The organism is Chryseobacterium sp. JUb7 (assembly GCF_024806495.1).
GTDB lineage: Bacteria > Bacteroidota > Bacteroidia > Flavobacteriales > Weeksellaceae > Chryseobacterium.
Genome location: NZ_JANUFF010000014.1, coordinates 88085 through 106894 on the forward strand (window position 1 = coordinate 88085; position 18810 = coordinate 106894).

The window sequence follows — 18810 nt, forward strand, 5'->3', positions numbered from 1 at the left end:
CTATATGGAATCTACCTTAGCCATGAATACTCTGATTTTCCTGGGCGTTGCCATTATTATGGTTCCGCTGGCAAGGAAATTCGGGCTAAGTTCCGTGATTGGGTATATTGCGGGAGGGATAATTATTGGGCCTTATGTTTTGAAACTTACCGGGAAGGATGTCAACGACATTATGCATGCCAGTGAATTTGGAGTCATCATGCTTTTGTTTTTGGTAGGTCTGGAGCTTGAGCCGAGGAAGTTTTGGGAAATGCGGAAGAAAATCATTGGCTTAGGGCTTACCCAGATGCTTTTAACTATCTCCTTACTTTTTTTAGTCTTTATCTGGGCGGGCTGGAGAATTGATAAAGCCGTTGCCATTGCCATGTGTTTTGCATTATCTTCCACAGCAATTGTTTTACAGACATTGCAGGAAAAAAATAATCTTAAAACACTCGCCGGAGAGGCTTCTTTCTCTACCCTACTATTTCAGGATATTGCAGTGATTCCTATTCTTGCTATTTTACCTATTGTTGCCAACTATAAAGCCAGGCATACTGACAATGAAATTCAGGTGGTCATTCAGACATTACCCGAATGGATGCAGGCCGGAACAGTTATTTTAGGAGTTATTATTTTAATTTTACTGGGTCGATATGTTTTCGTTCCGTTTTTAAGATATGTTTCAAAATCGGGAATGACTGAACTTTTAACCGCTTCTTCTTTATTCTTAGTCATTGGAGTATCAGAATTAATGGTAGCCATAGGTCTTTCTCCCGCTTTAGGAGCTTTCCTTGCAGGAGTTATGCTTGCCAACAGTGAATTCCGTCACGAACTGGAAGCCCAGATTGATCCGTTTAAAGGATTGCTGCTGGCCGTATTTTTTGTAAGTGTAGGTTCTACCATGAACTTCAACATTATCCAACAGGATCCTGTCTTTATTTTCAGTACTGTTTTTGCTGTTTTAATTATAAAATTTGCTGTATTATTTGCCATTGGAAAGTTTTTTAAAATCGATACTCCCCAGAGTTTATTCTATGCATTTGCTCTTTCGCAGGTGGGAGAATTTTCCTTTGTTTTAGTTAATTTCGCCTCTACTCTCTATCTCGTAAGCCCCGAGCTGAATGCTCAAATGATGGCAGTAACCGCTATTACCATGTGTATTACACCGTTCCTGTTAATCATTAATGATAAAATCATTACTCCGAAATTCATTAAAGAAGTTCCGGAAGGCGAGCAGGATTTTAATATTCTGGACAGTGCAGTTTCTCAAAAGAAAATTATCATTGTCGGATTTGGGCATTTTGGAAGTACTGTAGGTCGGCTATTGAAAGCTAACAAAATATCTGCTACTGTCTTAGACAGAGATTCAGACCGTGTAAAGCTGCTTAGAAGCTATGGTTTTAAAGTATACTATGGTGATGCCACCCGAATTCCGATCCTGAGAGCAGCAGGTATTGAGGATGCAGAATTATTGGTTCTATGCCTTGATGATCCAAAAGACAATAAATTTATTGCAGATCTGGTTCGTGAGCACTACCCTGATGTTAAGATCTTTGTAAGAGCTAAAAACAGGATTGATGCCTATGATTATCTCAATAACGGTATTGAAAACATTTACCGTGAAACCTTGGGAACTGCTGTAGATATGGCTGTGGACGTACTTCATGAAACAGGTATGAGAAAATATGCTGCAAGGCGACTTGGTCAGAGGTTTATGGCTATCGATAAAGCTTCTGTGAGAAGGCTGGCGAAATTAAAAGCAGAAGAAAATGACGTCATGCTGTTTACAACAAAAGAAATTCTGCAACGTGAGGAAGATCTTCTTGCTTACGATAATCTTAATTTCGAAAATAGAGAGTGGGAAGACTCATCTTCAGAAGAAGAGCAGGAAGAAGATTGATTTTTTTCATCTAAAATTATATTTATGTAAATAATATAAAGACAGCTGCTTTTCCGATACTTAAAATCAATTTTAATTTATTGTAAACCAACAGAAAAAAGAATATTTTTGTACTGTGCCGTTGGTACATGATAAAAACATATTAAACACATCTACATGAAAAAAATTCTTATCTCAGCCGGATTGTTTTCAACAATCTTCACGCTTGCCCAGCAACCTCACTGGAGCTACGATGGCAAAGAATCCCCTGAACACTGGAGCGAAATAAAAGGCAACGAAAAATGCGGTCAAAGCAAAACACAATCTCCTATCAATATTGTTACTTTAAAAACAAAAGTCGATAAAAATCTGGGGAAGCTGAACTTCAATTACTCCACAGGAGATGTTAAAGATATTGAAGACAACGGGCATTCCCTGCAATTTGATTTTAAGGATGGCAGTTTTATTAATTACGGAGGCAAAAAGTACACTTTGATGCAGTTCCATGCTCATGAAGAATCAGAACATACGATCAATGGGATGCGCTATCCTTTAGAATTACATTTTGTACACAAAGCAGCAGACGGCTCAGTTCTGGTGATTGGTGTTATGGTAAAAGAAGGACAGGAAAATTCTTACTTTGAAAAGCTGAAAGTCTTTAAAAATCTGGCAAAAAACTCTAAAGAAGAGTCAGATATCGTCTTTAATCCTGAAAAAATGTATCCTAAAAATAAAGGATATTACACCTACTTCGGATCTCTTACGACTCCGCCATGTTCAGATAATGTAACCTGGATCGTTTTCAAAAATCCAATTGATATGACTGAGGAAGAAATAGAGGAAATTTCCAAACATCTTCCTAAAAGCAATAACAGACCTTTGCAACCTCTCAATGGAAGGAAAGTTCTAAGTACAAAATAAACAGAGCCGGTTTGTTACCGGCTCCGCTTTTATATTTATTGAATATTCACGCTCCCTCCACTACTCTCTTCTTTAGTAACAGATGTCACGTTTCCTTTTTTAGAAACATTGACACTTCCACCGGAAGATGCTTCAGCTTTAACACTCGACGCTGCACTTATTTCTACACTTGCTCCACTGGATGCGTCTGCTTTCAGATGATCTACAATCATTCCTTTTGCAGAAATACTACTTCCTGATGATGAACTTACATCAGCATTCTTGGCCTTCCCGGAAATATCAATGCTTGCCCCGGAAGAGGCTTCAATATCCAGATCAACAGCCCATATTTTCCCATTAAAACTACTACTGCTGCCAACAGAAATTTCAAAATCATTCGCTTCAAGATCTCCGGATATACTTCCTGCACTTGACGCTTCAACATCCATTTTATCCTGGATAAACTTATCTTTTACTGTAATTTTAGCCGCAGAATTTGCTATTGCTTTTGAAAAATCTTTAGTATAAATTTTCGCAGTAACTTTATTATTATTCATCACACGTATTCCGCGTTTGTAATGAATATGAACCTTACTTCCTATTTTCTCCACCAAAACCTCATCAATAATATTTTCCGGAGCAGAAATAACTACTTTTTCAACATCCGATTTTATAACTTCGGCATCAATAGCCTGTGAAACTTCAATTTCATCAAAATCTATACTTACCTCTTTTTGTTTTACAGGACCATGATCAGTATTGGTTACTTTCTCTACCCAGCCACTTTTCTCATTATTTCTTTTCTCATGTTTATCATTACACGACAGTACCAGGAATGCTGAGAAAATAAAAATAGTTGTTGATTTCATGCTTATTATTTTATAATTTAAGTTTTTAATATCTTTATACTTTATTAACAACTAATTTATGAAAAATATTACATCGGTATTATTAATTTCTGCATTAGCATTTAACTACTCTTGTACTACAATGAAAAAAGCCGATAATCAACAGGAAATTCCTGTACCCGATGCCCTGTCATCCAATCCTTTTATTAAAAAGAGCAAACTTCAGTATGAAGCTCCCGAATTTGATAAAATTAAAAATGAACATTTTAAACCAGCTTTTGATTTTGGGTTAAAACAACACGACGCCGAAATCATTAAAATCGCAGACAATCCAAAAGCACCTACTTTTGAAAATACGATTGTAGCTTTAGAACAAAGTGGTGAAGTCTTGAAAAGAGCCGTTATTGTATTTTCAAACTTAACAAGTGCAAATACCAACCCTACTCTACAGGCTTTGGATGAAGAATATGCTCCGATTTTTGCAGCTCACTCTGATAAAATGTATTTGAATGAAAATCTTTACAAAAGAATACAGGCCATCACAGAAAACGGATTGGATTCTGAAAGTAAAAGATTATTACAATATTATAAGCAAAACTTTGAAATCGCAGGAGCTAATCTTTCTGCAGCTGACAAAGAAAAATTAAAACAAGTCAATCAGGAACTGGCTTCACTTTCTACTCAATATTCAAATAAATTATTGGAGGCCAGAAAAGTAGGTGGTGTTTTCTTTTCCGATGCTAAAGAATTGGATGGGCTTTCTGCAGACGAAATTGCAGCAGCTGCAACGGATGCTAAAAATGCAGGCAAAGAAGGTCAGTATCTTTTGGCTTTACAGAATACGACTCAGCAGCCTCTTCTACAAAACCTTAAAAACAGGGCAACCAGAGAAAAGCTTTTCAAAGCATCTTGGCTAAGAGCCGAAAAAGGCGATGCCAATGACACAAGAGAAACGATTGAAAAACTGGCAAAACTTAGACTTAAAAAGGCTCAGATTTTAGGCAAGAAAAGCTACGCTGAATGGAAATTGCAGGACCAAATGGCAAAAACGCCTGAAGCAGCAACCAATTTAATGAATCAGATTGCAACACCTGCTGTAGAAACAGCAAGACGTGAAGCAAAAGACATTCAGGATTTGATCGACCAACAAAAAGGAGGTTTCAAAGTTGAACCTTGGGACTGGAATTTTTATGCAGAGCAGGTGAGAAAAGCGAAATTCGATTTAGATGAAAACCAAATCAAACCTTATTTTGAAATCACAACAGTTTTAGAAAAAGGGGTGTTCTTTGCTGCTGAAAAATTCTATGGATTAACATTCAAAAAGAGAACAGATCTTCCGGTTTATCATCCTGATGTAGTAACTTATGAAGTTTTTGATCATGACGGGAAATCTATTGCGATTTATTATCTTGATTTCTATACAAGAGATTCTAAAAATGGCGGGGCATGGATGAGTAATTTTGTGGAACAGTCTTATTTATTAGGAACAAAACCTGTTATTGTAAACTGTTACAATTATCAGAAACCAGCTCCGGGGAAACCTTCATTAATCAGTTATGATGATGTAACAACAATTTTCCACGAATTTGGACACTCTATCCACGGTATGTTTGCCAGTCAGAAATACCCTTCACTTTCAGGAACAAGTGTACCGCGAGATTTTGTAGAGTTTCCTTCACAAATTAATGAGCACTGGGCTTTAGATCCTGTTGTTTTGAAAAATTATGCTCTTCATTACGAAACAAAACAACCTATTCCACAGGCTTTAGTTGACAAAATTAAAAAAGCAGCAACATTCAATCAAGGATATATGACTACAGAATTGGTTTCAGCTGCTGAAGTAGATATGGACTGGCATACAGTTACTAATGAGAATCAGTTGATTCCGGTTTTAGATTTTGAAAAACAATCTTTAGCTAAACATGGGTTTACTTTAGCAACAGTACCTCCAAGATATCATACTCCTTATTTTGCACACATCTGGGGCGGTGGTTATTCTGCAGGATATTACGCTTATTTATGGTCTGAGACTTTGGATAACGACGCTTGGGAATGGATTTCTAAAAATGGAGGATTGACTAGAGAAAACGGAGACCGTTTCAGAAAATATATTCTATCGGTAGGAAATTCTGTTGATCTGAATCAGGCATTCAGAGACTTCACCGGGCACGATCCGGATATCAAGCCTTTATTGAGAAACAGAGGTTTTATTAAATAAATTTTTAAAAGCATTCAATTTTTTGGATGCTTTTTTGCTTTTTATCTAAACACTAATAGCACATTTTTTTTCACAGGTGACACTAATATGTGTCATCTCGTTGATTTTTATTCATTATAAAATTAAGATGCAAACATCTGTGAAAATCGGTATCATATATTATTTACGTTTTGGTCGAAACTATTCTTTTATTTAAAAAGGCGGGAGCCCATTCCTATTGATAAAAAAGCATTGTGTTATTGGTAAAAAAAATATTCGCGTAAATTTGTATTTAAAATCAAGAAAATGAATTGTCCCTGCTGTTCAGGAAAAATATACGAAGAATGTTGTAAACCTTATCATACAGGGGAAAAGAATGCTCCTACCGCAGAAGCTCTGATGCGTTCCCGGTTTTCTGCATTTGCAATTCCAAATGGTGACTATCTGATGGAAACCACACTACCGGGAAAAAGAAAATTACACAACAAAAAAGATTTGCAGGAATGGGGTGAAATCAATGAATGGACTAAACTTGAAATCGTTCAGATACCAGCATTGAATCATGTTGAGTTTAAAGCTTATTATACAGACCAGGACGGAATCTCTCAGCTTCATCATGAATTTTCAGTTTTTCAGAAAATGCATGACAGATGGTACTATGTTTCTGGTAATTTTCTAGATTAAGAATCTACAGCTTGTTTTTTTATATTGTTTACTAGAATTATTTTAAGTTTTTTAAAATAATAATGAGATGCTTATTTTGAGTTTTTTCATCTTTAGAGTTTTTTTTCAAACTTTCGACGTCACAATAACTTCCTTCTAAGAAGTAACGAGTTCACTATTTATTTTAAATCTTTATTGATATATCCATATTCTGTGAATGTTTAGTTCAATTTTATCAGATTTCTATCATTTGCTTTAGTGAAAATTTCATTTAATAATGATTAAATCCCTAAAAAAAACATAATTAAAAAGAAATATTGGGTGAATTCATTAATAATTACAGGCAATTTTAATATTAAAATGTTAACAGGACAAAAATATTAAAAAACTGAATATCATTTATTTACAAATAAATGATTAACATGGAAATTATCTTGTCGATTTAGGTAGTTAACAACAATTAACAGTTAATTTTTTCTTCCATTACCATAAAGTAATAGCTTAGATTAAGTTCTTATGATGAACTAAAACATATCTAAAAAAACAAAATTATGGACAGAAAAAATTTTTTGAAAAATCTGGGATTAGCTGGTGTTACTGCAATAGCTGCACCTGTTTTAATCCGTTGTAATCCCGATAACAATGAGATTACAAATGAAGAAATAAATTGTACTACTACAAATTATGATTTGGAAGGACCATTTCCTACAAAAAGCCCTTCGACTCTTGAACGAATAAATATTATTGGAGATAGAACAGGGATACCTTTTGAAATTCAATTAACAATCAAAAATAAAAATACCGGCTGTTCTAATTTGGAAGGCGCCTTTGTAGATCTTTGGCATTGTGACAGGCAAGGAAATTATTCAGAATATGGAGGAAGTGATTTACAAATCATAGATTATACCCATTTACATTTCTTAAGGGGCAGACAAATCACAAATATCAATGGGGAAGTAAAATTTACATCTGTCTTTCCAGGATGGTATACTATAGGAAGTGTAACAAGAGCAACCCATTTGCATATACACATCTATAATAATAAAGGAAACTCATTATTAGTCACTCAGCTTCCATTTCCTGATGATCCTAACAGCGCAGTCGTAAAAGTAAATGAATCTCCAGGCTATAAAGGAATGCTAGGCTACAGATACAACACTGATGATGACCATTTCTTTGATGGTGTAGATACACAACTTTTGAATATTTCAGGAAACAATAATGATGGCTATGTTGGGACACGTACTATAATTGTTTCTGCGTAAAGCTATCCTGATTCATATTTTTAATTAACTATAAATTTTAATAGTATGATAGTAAATAGTGATTCAACGATATTTAACTCCAATACAAGATCTTGGTGCGAAGAAAATTCTTTTCTTATAAATGAAATGAATTTTGAAGATAAAAATCTGAAACTAAAAAAAGTTACAGAAGTAATCATAAAGGATGGAGAAACATTTTCTTTGAATTATCCGGAAGATTCACAGATTATTATTCTTGTCCTTTATGGAAAAATTACCACCGATTGTTTCCCTTATGATATTTTTTCAAATCAAGTTTTCGTGTCAAATTCTAACTCCAATAATACAGTAGAAATAAGAAACGGGCTTGAGGATGAAAGTACAGATATTATAATTTTCGAAGTAACTGATAAGGATAATGAAAACTTCATTTCTTTAGAAGATTTGGTTATAAAAAATAAGAATGAATTAATTCCATTAACTAATACTTTAACAATACCTTGTTTTATCGGACTTTATGATGGAAGAAAAAAACAGAGGTATACACTAAAACAGAAAAATAAATCAATTTTTGGTATTGTAATAAATGGAGCCTGTGAATTTCAAGACAGATTAATGGAAACTCGCGACGCTATTCTTCTTTATGATATTAATGCATTAGAATTTGAAGCTCTGAGTGAAAACCTATTAATTATTTTCTTAGAGGTTTAGTTTCTCTTAAATAATCCGATATTAACATGATTGCCTACTTAATACCTGGCTTTTAATGATTACTAGAAATAATTGAAATTATTTTCCATATCCAATTTGAAAATTAAGTAAGCATTCAATAATTAAAAGACATTATGGTGCAAATAAAGTTAGCATTCCGAATTGTAATTGATCAAAACTCTGCACTTATTTGGGATAAATATATTTTTGAAGATACTTATTTTGAATACAGAGTGCAGCATCAGGTCTTTAATGACGGCAGAGAACCTGTTGATAACTATTGGGAGCTTTTGATTAAAAATCCTGATGCAACAAAAATTCCTTTTTTACTCAGTGCAAGTGTTGCAAGTTATATATCCCAACTAAATGGCAGTATTAAAAGCCTACCTGATGTACTAGGTAACACATTTTTTCCAATTGATACCTTTAAGCTTGATCTTATCAGTTCAAATATCACTGATTCTTCAAAACATAAAATAGGCATAATATTTTACACTCCATTACTTCATCTTATTGATATTATAGACAACAGGTATCTTTTAAGCAAAGGAAATAAGGACGTTGATGATTTTGAAACTTTTATGTTTCCTTTTCACTCTCAAATAGCTATTGCTTATTATAAACCATCTCAAAAATGAGGTCTTATGATTTAAACATTATATTTTTTCAAGAAAATAATATGGAAAATATTACGCGTTTCATTAATTAAAAAAATGTCCGATAAAAATCGGACATTTATATTATATTTTAGTGAGCTTCGTTTCCGTCAACTCCGTGAGCGTGGCCATGTGATAACTCTTCTTCTGTCGCAGGACGAGTGTTTAAAATTTCCACCTGGAAATCTAAAACTTTCCCAGCCATCGGATGGTTAAGATCAGCTACTACAACTTCTGGTGTTACCTCTACTACAAATGCCTGGAAATTATTTCCTTCATTATCTGATAATGGTAAAATTGCCCCCACTGGAGGAATTCCCGCTTCATTAAACATCTCGATTGGTAATTGAGCGATAGCATCCGGTTGCTTTTCACCGTAAGCCTCCTCCGGCTGAATTACAAAATCTGTCTTATCACCGGCTTTCAAACCAAAGATATTTTGTTCAAATTTTGGAATCATCATTCCCACACCATACAAAAATGTAAGTGGATTTTCTGCTGTTGTTTCTTCTACAAGAGTCTTACTTCCATCTTCTTCGATAGTGTGAAGTATATACTTTACAGCTACAACATGATTGTTTTCAATTGTCATATTTTTTCTTTTTTTCGCGATATTTTCTCACGATTAACAGCACAAATATACTATTTTTGAAATCATTGATCCAGAAAACAGGTGTAAAGAAGAATCTCAGACCTATTAGTTTTCGTTTTTCTTTTCGCTTCGTTTTTTCTGTCTTAATACAAAAAGATACAAACTTTCAACTTTAGCCCTGGCCCAGTCTGTTTTTCTTAAAAATTTCAGAGAAGAACTGATACTCGGATTGTCTGTGAAACATTTGATATTGATCTGCTCACCCAATTTTTCAAAACCATTATAGTAGTCCACCAATTCCTCAAGAATGGCGTCGAGTCTTTTTCCGTGAAGGGGATCTTTTGATTGCTGCTCCATAATGCTGTAAAGATATTGATTTCATTTCTAAAGCAAACAGATTTCAAAAGTATGCTTGGCTTGATGCTTTACCATAAAATATTTTATCAGGCTTATATTGAAAAATTGCTTTAGCTATTAATCTTTAGTATTTTTGATAAAGATATATTTTCGCACCAGATTATATTTAAAAATCACTCATAAGGAAAAATAAATATGAGCAAAAATAACGAAGCCAACAGGCAAAAAAATAAAAAAAAGATTGATCAGAAAAAACGTAAAATACAAAATGCGGAAGCAGAAAGAAAAGCACGTTTAAAACAAATCCGGGAAGATTTTAAAGCAAGAGAAGCCAATAATACATGATGAAAATTCTGCACACCGCCGATTGGCATTTGGGTAAACGCCTCGACCGTTTTTCAAGACTGGAAGAACAGATTCTGACCATGGATGAAATTGTTCAGATTGCCGATGATCAAAATGTAGATCTGATTTTGATTGCCGGAGATCTTTTTGATAATTTCAATCCAGGTGTTGAAGCGGTAGAACTATTCTATAAAACATTAAAACGTCTATCATTAAACGGTAAACGTCCCGTAATTGCGATTGCCGGAAATCATGATTCTCCCAATCTTATCAACGCTCCCGATCCTTTGGCCCGCGAATGCGGAATCATTCTCATCGGGCATCCAAAAGCGAAGATCAATCCTTTTGAGACAGACTATTTCAGTATTTCGAAATCTGAAGAAGGTTTTATAGAATTGCTGTTGAAAAATTCAGAAACGCCAGTTCGTATTTTACACACCCCTTATGCAAACGAAATTCGTTTAAAAGAATATTTTGGAGAAAATAAAGAAGAGGAAATCAATAAAGTCTTAGCAGAAAACTGGAAACATCTTGCCGATCAATTCTGTGATGAAAACGGTATTAATATGCTCACTGCACATTTATATATGAACAAAAGAGGAAATGAGATTCTGGAAGAACCTGAAGGTGAAAAACCTATTAAAATAGGAAATGCAGACCTTATTTTTTCAGATATTATTCCCCATCAGATTCAGTATACAGGATTGGGACATTTGCATGGTTTTCAAAATATCGGAACTGTTGAAAAACCTGTTATTTATTCATCTTCGCCACTTTGTTACAGTTTCAGCGAAGCAGGACAGAAAAAATATATTTCTATCATTAATGCTGAAGCCGGAAAAAATGTGTCTTTTGAAAAAGTTCAGTTACAGAGTGGAAAAAATTTAGCTAGAAAAACATTTGATTCTGTTGGCAGAGCTGTCAGCTGGTTAACCGAAAACCCGAATACTTTTGTTGAATTAACATTAGAAAGCACAACATTCCTGACGGCTGATGAAAGAAAACTTCTCTATAAATCTCATCATGGAATTGTCTATCTGATTCCTAAAATTAAAGATAAGGAGTTCAGTGAAAATACAGTTCATGAAATCAATTTAAATCAAAATATAGAATCTCTGTTTCAGGATTATTTTAAATCAAAAAATGGCGGCCAGGAAGCCAATGAAGACCTGATGAATTTGTTTAACGAAATTTTAAATGCTTAAGCCATGATCCCTGTTCAGTTAACTATCGAAGGACTTTATTCTTATCAGGAAAGACAGACTGTTGATTTCAAAAATCTTACAGATGCCGGTTTATTCGGTATTTTTGGGTCTGTAGGCTCCGGAAAATCATCTATTCTTGAAGCTATTTCTTTTGCTCTTTACGGCGAAACGGAACGCCTGAACATGCGCGATAAAAGGGCTTATAATATGATGAATTTAAAATCAAACTCTTCCTATATAGAATTTGATTTTTTGAACTTTGAAAATAAATTGTTCCGGGCAACAAGAGATTTCAGACGTAATTCTAAAAAATTTGACGATGTAAAACCAAGTTCAGTTACTTTTTATCAGCAGATTGATGGAAAATGGATTCCTCTGGAGCATTCTAATACCGAACAAATTATCGGTTTAAACTATGCCAATTTTAAACGAACCATCATTATTCCGCAAGGTCAGTTCAAAGAGTTTTTAGAACTTGGTGCTACGGAAAGAACGACAATGATGAAGGAAATTTTCAATCTTCAGCGTTTCGATCTTCAAAATAATGTGGCTTCTCTTAATGTTAAAAACAGATCAGAGCTTGATCAGTTGGATGGTCAGCTAAAAGGTTTTGAGGGAATCACTGAAGAACAGATCTCTGTTCAAAAAGAGACCTTAAAAGCTGAACAGCAAAAATTTTCAGATGCTAAAGAAAAGTTTCAGAAGATTTCGGATCATTTTCAGCAGCTTAAAAATTTAAAAACTGATTTTGAAAATTTAAAAAAGAAAAAAGACAGTTTTATAACACTTTCTGAACGAAAAGAAGAAATTGATATTTTAGAAACCCAAACTGATATTTACGACCGGATTTCCAGAATTTTCAATCCCCTCCTTGCTGAAAAAGATAAACTGTCAAAAGAAATTTCAGTAAAGCAATCTGAGGCAGAAAGACAAATAAAAATTGTTCAGGAAACCGAACTACAGTTTAACACTATAAAAGAACAACTTGCCATTCTTCAGCCACATTTTGAAGTTTTGGAACAATCTAAAATACAGGAAAATGATCTAAATTTGATTTTACAGATCCTTACTTATTCTGATGAGATTGAAAAACTTCAGGAAAGAACCCAAAAAGGATCTAAAGAAGTAAGAGAAGTTGAAGAAAAAAGAAAAAATATTCAGAACAGCATTGATCTTCTTTCGAAGGAAGTTGAAATTTTAAAGACAAAGAAACTTGATTCAAACCTTCTTTTGAACATTGGAAATTGGTTTATCCAGCAAAAGAGTTTTAAGAAAAGTCAAGAAGCTCAGGCTGAAAAAATAAAAAAACAGGAATTACAGATTCAGCAAATCTCAGATGAATTAAAAGCATTTCCTGAAGATTTTAAAGAAAGCTTTAAAGAGAAAAAAGAAAATTTTGAGGCTCAGAAGAAAGAATTTTCTCAAAAACTGGATCATTTAAAAATTCAGCAGGAATTGGCAAAATTCTCAAGCGAGCTTCATAACGGTGAAGCCTGCCCGCTTTGTGGTTCTTTAGAACATCCGAATATAGTGGAATTTCATGATGTAAATATGGATTTAAAAGAAATTCAGGGGAAAGTTCAATCCGTTGACCTGAAATTATCAAATCTTCAGAAACAGGAAAATGAGATTGACAGAATTCTGGAAAGAAAACACATTTTTGACAATCAACTAAAAGCTGAACAGGAAGCGATTTCAGAGATTCAAAAGAATATCCAGCATCATCTTCACCATTTTGTATGGGCAGAATTTAATTCAGAAAACGAAGCAGAATTCGATCAAAAGCGATTCGCTTCACTCGAAACGGAAAAGCAAATTGAACAGTTCAATCAAACGATCATTAAAGAGCGCGAAACATTATCTAGGGAACTGGAAAATTTAGAAAAATATCAAAAAGCACTCGAAACCTTTAAAATTCAGGAGGCTAAAAAAGAAGAACAGATCAATACCAACCGATCTAATCTAAAAATTTTAAGCTGGGAAAATTATTCTGAAAAAACAGCAGAAACTGTTCAGGAAATTTATCAAAAGCTATCGAAATCTAATATTGAGACAGAGAAAAATTATCAGGAATTAGTTCAGAAAGAAAAACAAATTTCACCCAAACTGTCAGAAGATAAAACCGTTCAGAAGCAATTGGAAAAACAAATTTCAGAATTAAAACTGGAAATTTCTACTAATCTTGAATCGATCAATATTTCATTATCTGAAAACAATTTCAATGATTTTGCTGAAATTGAACATATTTTAATTCAAAAAATCAATGTTGAAGAGAACCGGAATCGTATTCAAAAATTTAAAATTGATTTTGAAACTTTAAAAAACGGAATTCATGAATTAGAAGAAAAACTGAAAAATTTTACTTTTGACAATGAACTGTTCAGTGCTAAAGAAAACGAGTTTAATCAAGCGGAACATCAATTAAAGCAAATAAATGATACGGCTGTAAAGCTTGTTTCTGAAATAGAAAGATTAGAAAAAGAATACCATAAAAAAGAGAATCTACTTAAAGAATTATCTCAACTTCAAAAACGCGCAGAAAATTTAAAAGTAATGACCAATCTTTTCAAAGCAGCAGGTTTTGTACAGTATGTTTCATCAATTTATCTTCGTCAGCTGTGTGATCATGCCAATATTCGGTTCCATCGCATGACCCGGAATCAACTCAGTTTACAGCTGAATGAAAACAATGATTTCGAAATTATCGACTATCTGAACGAAGGGCGCAGCAGAAGTGTAAAAACCCTTTCGGGAGGGCAGTCTTTCCAGGTTTCTTTGAGTTTAGCTCTTGCATTGGCAGAAAGTGTTCAGGCAAATTCACAATCAGATAAAAATTTCTTTTTCATTGATGAAGGTTTTGGAACTCAAGATATTGAATCTGTAAATATTGTATTTGAAACATTGAATGCGCTCCAAAAAGAAAACAGAATTGTAGGAATTATTTCGCATGTGGAAGAGCTTAAAGAAAAAATTCCCGTAGCACTGGAAATTGTGAAAGATGAAGAACGAGGAAGCTTAATCCATATTGTTTAAAATACTGGACGTAAGATGGAAGTTTGGGATCTGAAGTTTTTAAGAGGTTACTTTATTTATTGATGTACCTGCTGGTAAGAGAATTTACTCCGTTTTTATTTATATTTGAATAAAAATAATCATTTGTGAAGAAACTATGGCCACATATCATTCTGATTCCATTGCTATTAACCATCCCGATAGTTTCCTCACCGGATTTTGACGGTACCTTATCCGTTTTTAGAGTTTCTCCTTTCCAGAGGGAATTTATTCGTTTTGTACTGGTGATTATTTTCTTTTACCTAAACCTTAATATTTTCTTACCGAAATTGTATGGTAAAAAGAGATACTTACCTTTTACCATCTGCATTCTGATCAGTTTCGGGATTATGGTTTTTCTGCCTTATTATCTTTCGTCAGAAGATATTTTTTCCGGGCAACCGATGTCAATGCCGCAACCAGGACCTCCAGGTTTCAATGGGAAAATGCCACCACCAATGAATGAGAGGCCGCCTTTTGAAAATTTTGGGCATAAAAATGACGGATCTTATCATCAAATGATTTTTTCCTCAGTACTCCCCTTTTTATTTTCGTTCCTGTCATCATTATTTATTTTTAGAAATAATGAAAAAAAAGAATTGGAAAGGTCAAAAGCAAAAGCTGAATTATTGAACTTAAAATATCAGTTGCAGCCGCATTTTTTATTTAATATTTTAAACTCTATTTATTCTTTGACTTTATTAAAATCTGATGATGCCCCCAACGGAATTTTAAAGTTATCCAATGTGATGCGCTATGTTGTACAGGAGAGCAGTAAAGATTTTGTGGAATTGAATAAAGAAATTGAATATTTAAAAGATTATATCGCGCTTCAACTGGTAAGAACAGACAATAGCTTAGATTTTTCATACACTGAAATCGGGGAAACCAGTACCTTAAAAATAGCCCCATTTATATTGGTTAATTTTATTGAGAATGCTTTTAAATATGGATTTAATGCTGAGGAAAATTCCAAAATTTCCGTAAAAATAATTGTTCAGGAAGATATTTTAAGCTTTACGGTTTTTAACAACATTGTCAATACAAACTTTGCAGATGAAAGCAGCCTGAAAGTCGGCTTAAAAAACACCACAGAGCATTTACAACAGGTCTATCCTGAAAAACATACTTTAACCATCAATAATGACGGAAGGACTTTTGAAGTGGACTTAAAAATTAATTTAACTTAAAAAAATATGATAAAAGCCATTGCTTTGGACGACGAAATTCTAGCCTTGAAAATTATTGAGAATTATGCCGGAAAAGTTGAAAACCTTTCACTAGAAAAGATTTTCAACATTCAAAGTGATGCGCAAAAATACCTTAATAAATTCCCTGTAGATCTTATTTTTTTGGATATTGAAATGCCATCTAAAAACGGCATAGATTTCTACAAAAGCATTTCTCAAAATACCAAAGTCATCTTTACCACGGCCTATTCAGAATATGCAGTTGATGCATTTAACATCAATGCTGTGGATTATTTATTGAAGCCATTTTCTTTTGAAAGATTTAAAGCTGCTGTTGACAAAGTAAAAATAAGTGCTGATCATGAGGAAATAAAGCATCTTTCTATTCGGGCTGATTATAAACTTCACAAGATCAATTTCAATGATATCCTGTTAATTGAAGGATTGGATGATTACATCCAGATCCACTTAAAAGACCATTCAAAAATTACAGCACGTTCTTCTATGAAAAACATTCTGGAGAAGCTTTCGGAAAAAGATTTTGTGAGAGTTCACCGTTCTTATATCGTTCCTGTAAATGATATTAAAACCATTGTTAATAAAAATATTCACATTGGTGATTTTATCATTCCTATTGGCGATACATACAAAGATATGGTGATGAAAATCGTGAATAAATAATCCTGGTACTTTTGTCTTGAAACAAAATTCAGAATAGCCTTTATTATTCCTATCAAAGACTTTCTATAAACCAACCATCAAAAATTATTAAATTTTTGCCCCCTTGCAAAAGAGGGGAATATGATTACTAAAAATTGTCATTGCGAACCGAAGGTGAAGCAATCTCAAAATATAAATATTCATTATGAAGTGAACCCGCCAATATTTAAAGTTTATTGTGGTGATGCTTTCAGTATGCTCACCTTCAAATTCCTAATATTTTTGAGGTTGCTTCGTTACTACGCTTCTCGCAATAACTACATCTTTCTTAACAAGTCTTAAAAAACAATCATTTACCGACACATTTTATCCGTTTACCTCATAAATTTTCTGATCGTGTTTTTTGAAAATACATTTGATATAGAAATTTGAAAAAGATAGAAAATCTATCCTAATTATTTTTAATCATTAACCTTAAAACCCCGTATTATGAAAACAATAGACAGAAAAGGATTTTTGAAAAGTCTGGGTTTAGCAGGCGTAACAGCAATAGCTGCCCCCATTTTAATCCACTGTGGTAGTGATGATGATAGTATGGATACATCTTCAGGAAATTCTTCCGGTTCAGGATCATCTACAACAGGATGTTCTGTGACAAACTCCGAAACCGAAGGTCCTTTTCCTACCAAATCTCCATCAAGTCTGGTACAAAGTAACATTATAAGTGACAGAACCGGAGTTCCGTTAACAATAACATTGACAATTCAGAACGTAAACGCAAGCTGTGCTAATTTGCAGGGAGCTTTGGTTGATATCTGGCATTGTGATAAAGACGGAAACTATTCCGAATATGGTGGAACGGGTATGCAGTCTGCCAATTATACCTCTGTCCATTTTCTGAGAGGAAGACAGACTACGGATGCCAATGGTAATGTCAGTTTTACATCTATTTTTCCGGGTTGGTATAACGGAAGAGCTACGCACATTCATGTACATGTTTATAATACTTCAGGACAGTCCCTTTTGGTGACTCAAATTGCATTTCCTGAAGGTAGCGACAGCGCTGTGGTACAGGTTGGAGCAAGCACAGGATACAAAGGGATGAGCGGGTATACTTACAATTCGAATGATAACGTGTTCAGTGATGGAACCTCCAACGAAATGTCCAGTATTTCGGGAAGCGTCAGCGGAGGTTTTTCCCTGATCCATACGATAAAAGTCTCAGCTTAATGAGAAAGGTTGTTTACTATTAGTTATTATTAGTTTCCACAAATCGCACAGCTTGACACGACGAGACTATATATGTGAAGTGTTAAAAATCCAAAACAGTGTTGATCTGTGCAGTGTGGGAATCCTTAAAATCAAAAAATCATGGTAACACAAAACCCTTCAAGAATATTCAAATCAGATTTTTCCGTTTGGAAGAAGCAGGATTCAGGTATTGTCAACGAAATTTTTTCAGAAGACAAAAGTTCAGTATTGAAAGCGGTTTCTGAAATTATCTTAGAAGAAAACGGAAGTTATCTTATCCATTATCGTGAAAACAGCAGTATTCTGATCATTGTTTTGTACGGAGAACTTATGATCAATGATTTTGAAAAACCTATTTCAACAGAACAGGTTTTTACTTTACAGTCGAGTGAGAATAATACTCTATTTCTTAGAAATAATCTGCAGAATGAAAAAGCCGACTTTTTAATATTTGAATTAGAATGCGAAACTTTGAAAAACTCTTTTTCGATCGAAGATTTAGATATAAAAGAAAGAAATACGTTATTTAAAATCACGGAAAGGATAAAAGTTCCAAACTTTATAGGACTCTATGAAGGTCGAAAGGAAGAGGTATATTCATTATACAGACAAGGAAAATCAGTTTTCGGAATGGTCATCAACGGAGCTTTTGAATTTCAGAACCGATTGATGGAAACAAGAGATGCCATCGTTCTTACCGAAATCGAAACGTTGGAATTTGAAGCATTAAGTGAAGATGCACTCCTCCTGTTTCTGGTATTCTGAGAAAGCGCAACGTGAAAAAAAATTATCCCAATCTGTTTCGAGGAGAAACTGTTTTACATATTCTTTTACACAAAAAATCAAGTGTAACAGTAGAGTTATTTAATGAAAATGAAACAAAAATCACGACTATCCTTGAAAAGCAGGAATTAATCGAAGGTAGGCATGAAATAAAATTCAACGGAAATCAATTAAAACCAGGAGTTTTCAAAGCAAAAATCACCATTGAAAGTCCGGAAAAAATGCTCACTGAATATTGTAAGGTACAGATAAATTAATACTTTTTTAAGTGTTAGATATTCATATCATTTTTGTTT

Annotated in this window: 18 protein-coding genes; 15 read left to right on the forward strand and 3 right to left on the reverse strand. The window is 33.8% G+C overall.

What is annotated here, in order from left to right; genetic code table 11:
* Window positions 1-4: 4 nt before the first annotated feature.
* Both M2373_RS19855 and M2373_RS19860 read left to right on the forward strand, forming a co-directional pair.
* Complete coding sequence (locus M2373_RS19855; protein ID WP_259113001.1) at window positions 5-1882, forward strand: monovalent cation:proton antiporter-2 (CPA2) family protein; 1878 nt, start codon at window positions 5-7, stop codon at window positions 1880-1882.
* Window positions 1883-2038: 156 nt separating this feature from the next.
* A complete protein-coding gene (locus M2373_RS19860; RefSeq protein WP_259113002.1) occupies window positions 2039-2782 on the forward strand; it encodes a carbonic anhydrase in 744 nt (247 codons plus the stop codon).
* Between the two features lie 35 nt (window positions 2783-2817).
* On the opposite strand, the gene M2373_RS19865 is transcribed toward M2373_RS19860, so the two are convergent.
* Window positions 2818-3630, reverse strand: coding sequence for a head GIN domain-containing protein (locus M2373_RS19865; protein WP_259113003.1), 813 nt, complete (start codon window positions 3628-3630; stop codon window positions 2818-2820).
* Window positions 3631-3688: 58 nt separating this feature from the next.
* On the opposite strand from M2373_RS19865, the gene M2373_RS19870 reads away from it, so the two are divergent.
* The 5 genes from M2373_RS19870 (at window position 3689) to M2373_RS19890 (ending at window position 9062) form a co-directional block, all read left to right on the forward strand.
* Window positions 3689-5827 carry a M3 family metallopeptidase gene (locus M2373_RS19870; RefSeq protein ID WP_259113004.1) on the forward strand — a complete coding sequence of 713 codons (2139 nt, stop codon included), beginning with the start codon at window positions 3689-3691 and terminating at the stop codon, window positions 5825-5827.
* Between the two features lie 285 nt (window positions 5828-6112).
* The gene (locus M2373_RS19875; RefSeq protein WP_259113005.1) at window positions 6113-6490 is read left to right on the forward strand and encodes a YchJ family protein; all 378 of its coding nucleotides are present in this window, start codon (window positions 6113-6115) and stop codon (window positions 6488-6490) included.
* A gap of 530 nt (window positions 6491-7020) precedes the next feature.
* On the forward strand, window positions 7021-7734 hold the full coding sequence (locus tag M2373_RS19880; RefSeq protein WP_259113006.1) for an intradiol ring-cleavage dioxygenase: 714 nt from the start codon (window positions 7021-7023) through the stop codon (window positions 7732-7734).
* Between the two features lie 45 nt (window positions 7735-7779).
* Window positions 7780-8424 carry a hypothetical protein gene (locus M2373_RS19885; RefSeq protein ID WP_259113007.1) on the forward strand — a complete coding sequence of 215 codons (645 nt, stop codon included), beginning with the start codon at window positions 7780-7782 and terminating at the stop codon, window positions 8422-8424.
* Window positions 8425-8558: 134 nt separating this feature from the next.
* The gene (locus M2373_RS19890; RefSeq protein ID WP_259113008.1) at window positions 8559-9062 is read left to right on the forward strand and encodes a hypothetical protein; all 504 of its coding nucleotides are present in this window, start codon (window positions 8559-8561) and stop codon (window positions 9060-9062) included.
* A gap of 109 nt (window positions 9063-9171) precedes the next feature.
* Here the strand turns inward: M2373_RS19890 and M2373_RS19895 are convergent, their stop codons facing one another.
* Both M2373_RS19895 and M2373_RS19900 read right to left on the reverse strand, forming a co-directional pair.
* Window positions 9172-9672, reverse strand: a complete 501-nt coding sequence (locus M2373_RS19895; protein ID WP_259113009.1) for a peptidylprolyl isomerase — start codon at window positions 9670-9672, stop codon at window positions 9172-9174.
* A 105-nt stretch (window positions 9673-9777) separates the two neighbouring features.
* Window positions 9778-10029 carry a VF530 family protein gene (locus M2373_RS19900; RefSeq protein ID WP_259113010.1) on the reverse strand — a complete coding sequence of 84 codons (252 nt, stop codon included), beginning with the start codon at window positions 10027-10029 and terminating at the stop codon, window positions 9778-9780.
* A gap of 195 nt (window positions 10030-10224) precedes the next feature.
* Here M2373_RS19900 and M2373_RS19905 point away from each other — a divergent pair, with 195 nt between their 5' ends.
* From M2373_RS19905 to M2373_RS19940, 8 genes are all read left to right on the forward strand, one after another.
* Window positions 10225-10374 carry a hypothetical protein gene (locus M2373_RS19905; protein ID WP_259113011.1) on the forward strand — a complete coding sequence of 50 codons (150 nt, stop codon included), beginning with the start codon at window positions 10225-10227 and terminating at the stop codon, window positions 10372-10374.
* A complete protein-coding gene (locus M2373_RS19910; RefSeq protein ID WP_259113027.1) occupies window positions 10374-11579 on the forward strand; it encodes an exonuclease SbcCD subunit D in 1206 nt (401 codons plus the stop codon). Before M2373_RS19905 ends, M2373_RS19910 begins: the two co-directional genes overlap by 1 nt.
* 3 nt (window positions 11580-11582) lie before the next feature.
* Window positions 11583-14612: an SMC family ATPase gene (locus tag M2373_RS19915; RefSeq protein WP_259113012.1), complete on the forward strand. Its 3030-nt coding sequence runs from the start codon at window positions 11583-11585 to the stop codon at window positions 14610-14612.
* Between the two features lie 125 nt (window positions 14613-14737).
* Window positions 14738-15820 carry a sensor histidine kinase gene (locus M2373_RS19920; protein WP_259113013.1) on the forward strand — a complete coding sequence of 361 codons (1083 nt, stop codon included), beginning with the start codon at window positions 14738-14740 and terminating at the stop codon, window positions 15818-15820.
* A 6-nt stretch (window positions 15821-15826) separates the two neighbouring features.
* Window positions 15827-16501, forward strand: a complete 675-nt coding sequence (locus M2373_RS19925) for a LytTR family DNA-binding domain-containing protein (RefSeq protein WP_259113014.1) — start codon at window positions 15827-15829, stop codon at window positions 16499-16501.
* A 468-nt stretch (window positions 16502-16969) separates the two neighbouring features.
* Window positions 16970-17710, forward strand: coding sequence for an intradiol ring-cleavage dioxygenase (locus tag M2373_RS19930; protein WP_259113015.1), 741 nt, complete (start codon window positions 16970-16972; stop codon window positions 17708-17710).
* Window positions 17711-17851: 141 nt separating this feature from the next.
* Window positions 17852-18496, forward strand: coding sequence for a hypothetical protein (locus tag M2373_RS19935; RefSeq protein ID WP_259113016.1), 645 nt, complete (start codon window positions 17852-17854; stop codon window positions 18494-18496).
* 11 nt (window positions 18497-18507) lie between these two features.
* Entirely contained in the window at window positions 18508-18771 is a 264-nt protein-coding gene (locus M2373_RS19940) for a hypothetical protein (RefSeq protein ID WP_259113017.1), read from the forward strand.
* Window positions 18772-18810: the final 39 nt, after the last annotated feature.

What these genes read in the sequence shown, in the direction of transcription:
- M2373_RS19870 (WP_259113004.1), top strand. Translation starts at nt 3,689, where the DNA reads ATGAAAAATATTACATCGGTATTATTAATTTCTGCATTAGCATTTAAC.
- M2373_RS19900 (WP_259113010.1), bottom strand. Translation starts at nt 10,029, where the DNA reads ATGGAGCAGCAATCAAAAGATCCCCTTCACGGAAAAAGACTCGACGCC.
- M2373_RS19910 (WP_259113027.1), top strand. Translation starts at nt 10,374, where the DNA reads ATGAAAATTCTGCACACCGCCGATTGGCATTTGGGTAAACGCCTCGAC.
- M2373_RS19865 (WP_259113003.1), bottom strand. Translation starts at nt 3,630, where the DNA reads ATGAAATCAACAACTATTTTTATTTTCTCAGCATTCCTGGTACTGTCG.
- M2373_RS19915 (WP_259113012.1), top strand. Translation starts at nt 11,583, where the DNA reads ATGATCCCTGTTCAGTTAACTATCGAAGGACTTTATTCTTATCAGGAA.
- M2373_RS19860 (WP_259113002.1), top strand. Translation starts at nt 2,039, where the DNA reads ATGAAAAAAATTCTTATCTCAGCCGGATTGTTTTCAACAATCTTCACG.
- M2373_RS19885 (WP_259113007.1), top strand. Translation starts at nt 7,780, where the DNA reads ATGATAGTAAATAGTGATTCAACGATATTTAACTCCAATACAAGATCT.
- M2373_RS19930 (WP_259113015.1), top strand. Translation starts at nt 16,970, where the DNA reads ATGAAAACAATAGACAGAAAAGGATTTTTGAAAAGTCTGGGTTTAGCA.
- M2373_RS19895 (WP_259113009.1), bottom strand. Translation starts at nt 9,672, where the DNA reads ATGACAATTGAAAACAATCATGTTGTAGCTGTAAAGTATATACTTCAC.
- M2373_RS19875 (WP_259113005.1), top strand. Translation starts at nt 6,113, where the DNA reads ATGAATTGTCCCTGCTGTTCAGGAAAAATATACGAAGAATGTTGTAAA.
- M2373_RS19855 (WP_259113001.1), top strand. Translation starts at nt 5, where the DNA reads ATGGAATCTACCTTAGCCATGAATACTCTGATTTTCCTGGGCGTTGCC.
- M2373_RS19935 (WP_259113016.1), top strand. Translation starts at nt 17,852, where the DNA reads ATGGTAACACAAAACCCTTCAAGAATATTCAAATCAGATTTTTCCGTT.
- M2373_RS19905 (WP_259113011.1), top strand. Translation starts at nt 10,225, where the DNA reads ATGAGCAAAAATAACGAAGCCAACAGGCAAAAAAATAAAAAAAAGATT.
- M2373_RS19890 (WP_259113008.1), top strand. Translation starts at nt 8,559, where the DNA reads ATGGTGCAAATAAAGTTAGCATTCCGAATTGTAATTGATCAAAACTCT.
- M2373_RS19880 (WP_259113006.1), top strand. Translation starts at nt 7,021, where the DNA reads ATGGACAGAAAAAATTTTTTGAAAAATCTGGGATTAGCTGGTGTTACT.
- M2373_RS19925 (WP_259113014.1), top strand. Translation starts at nt 15,827, where the DNA reads ATGATAAAAGCCATTGCTTTGGACGACGAAATTCTAGCCTTGAAAATT.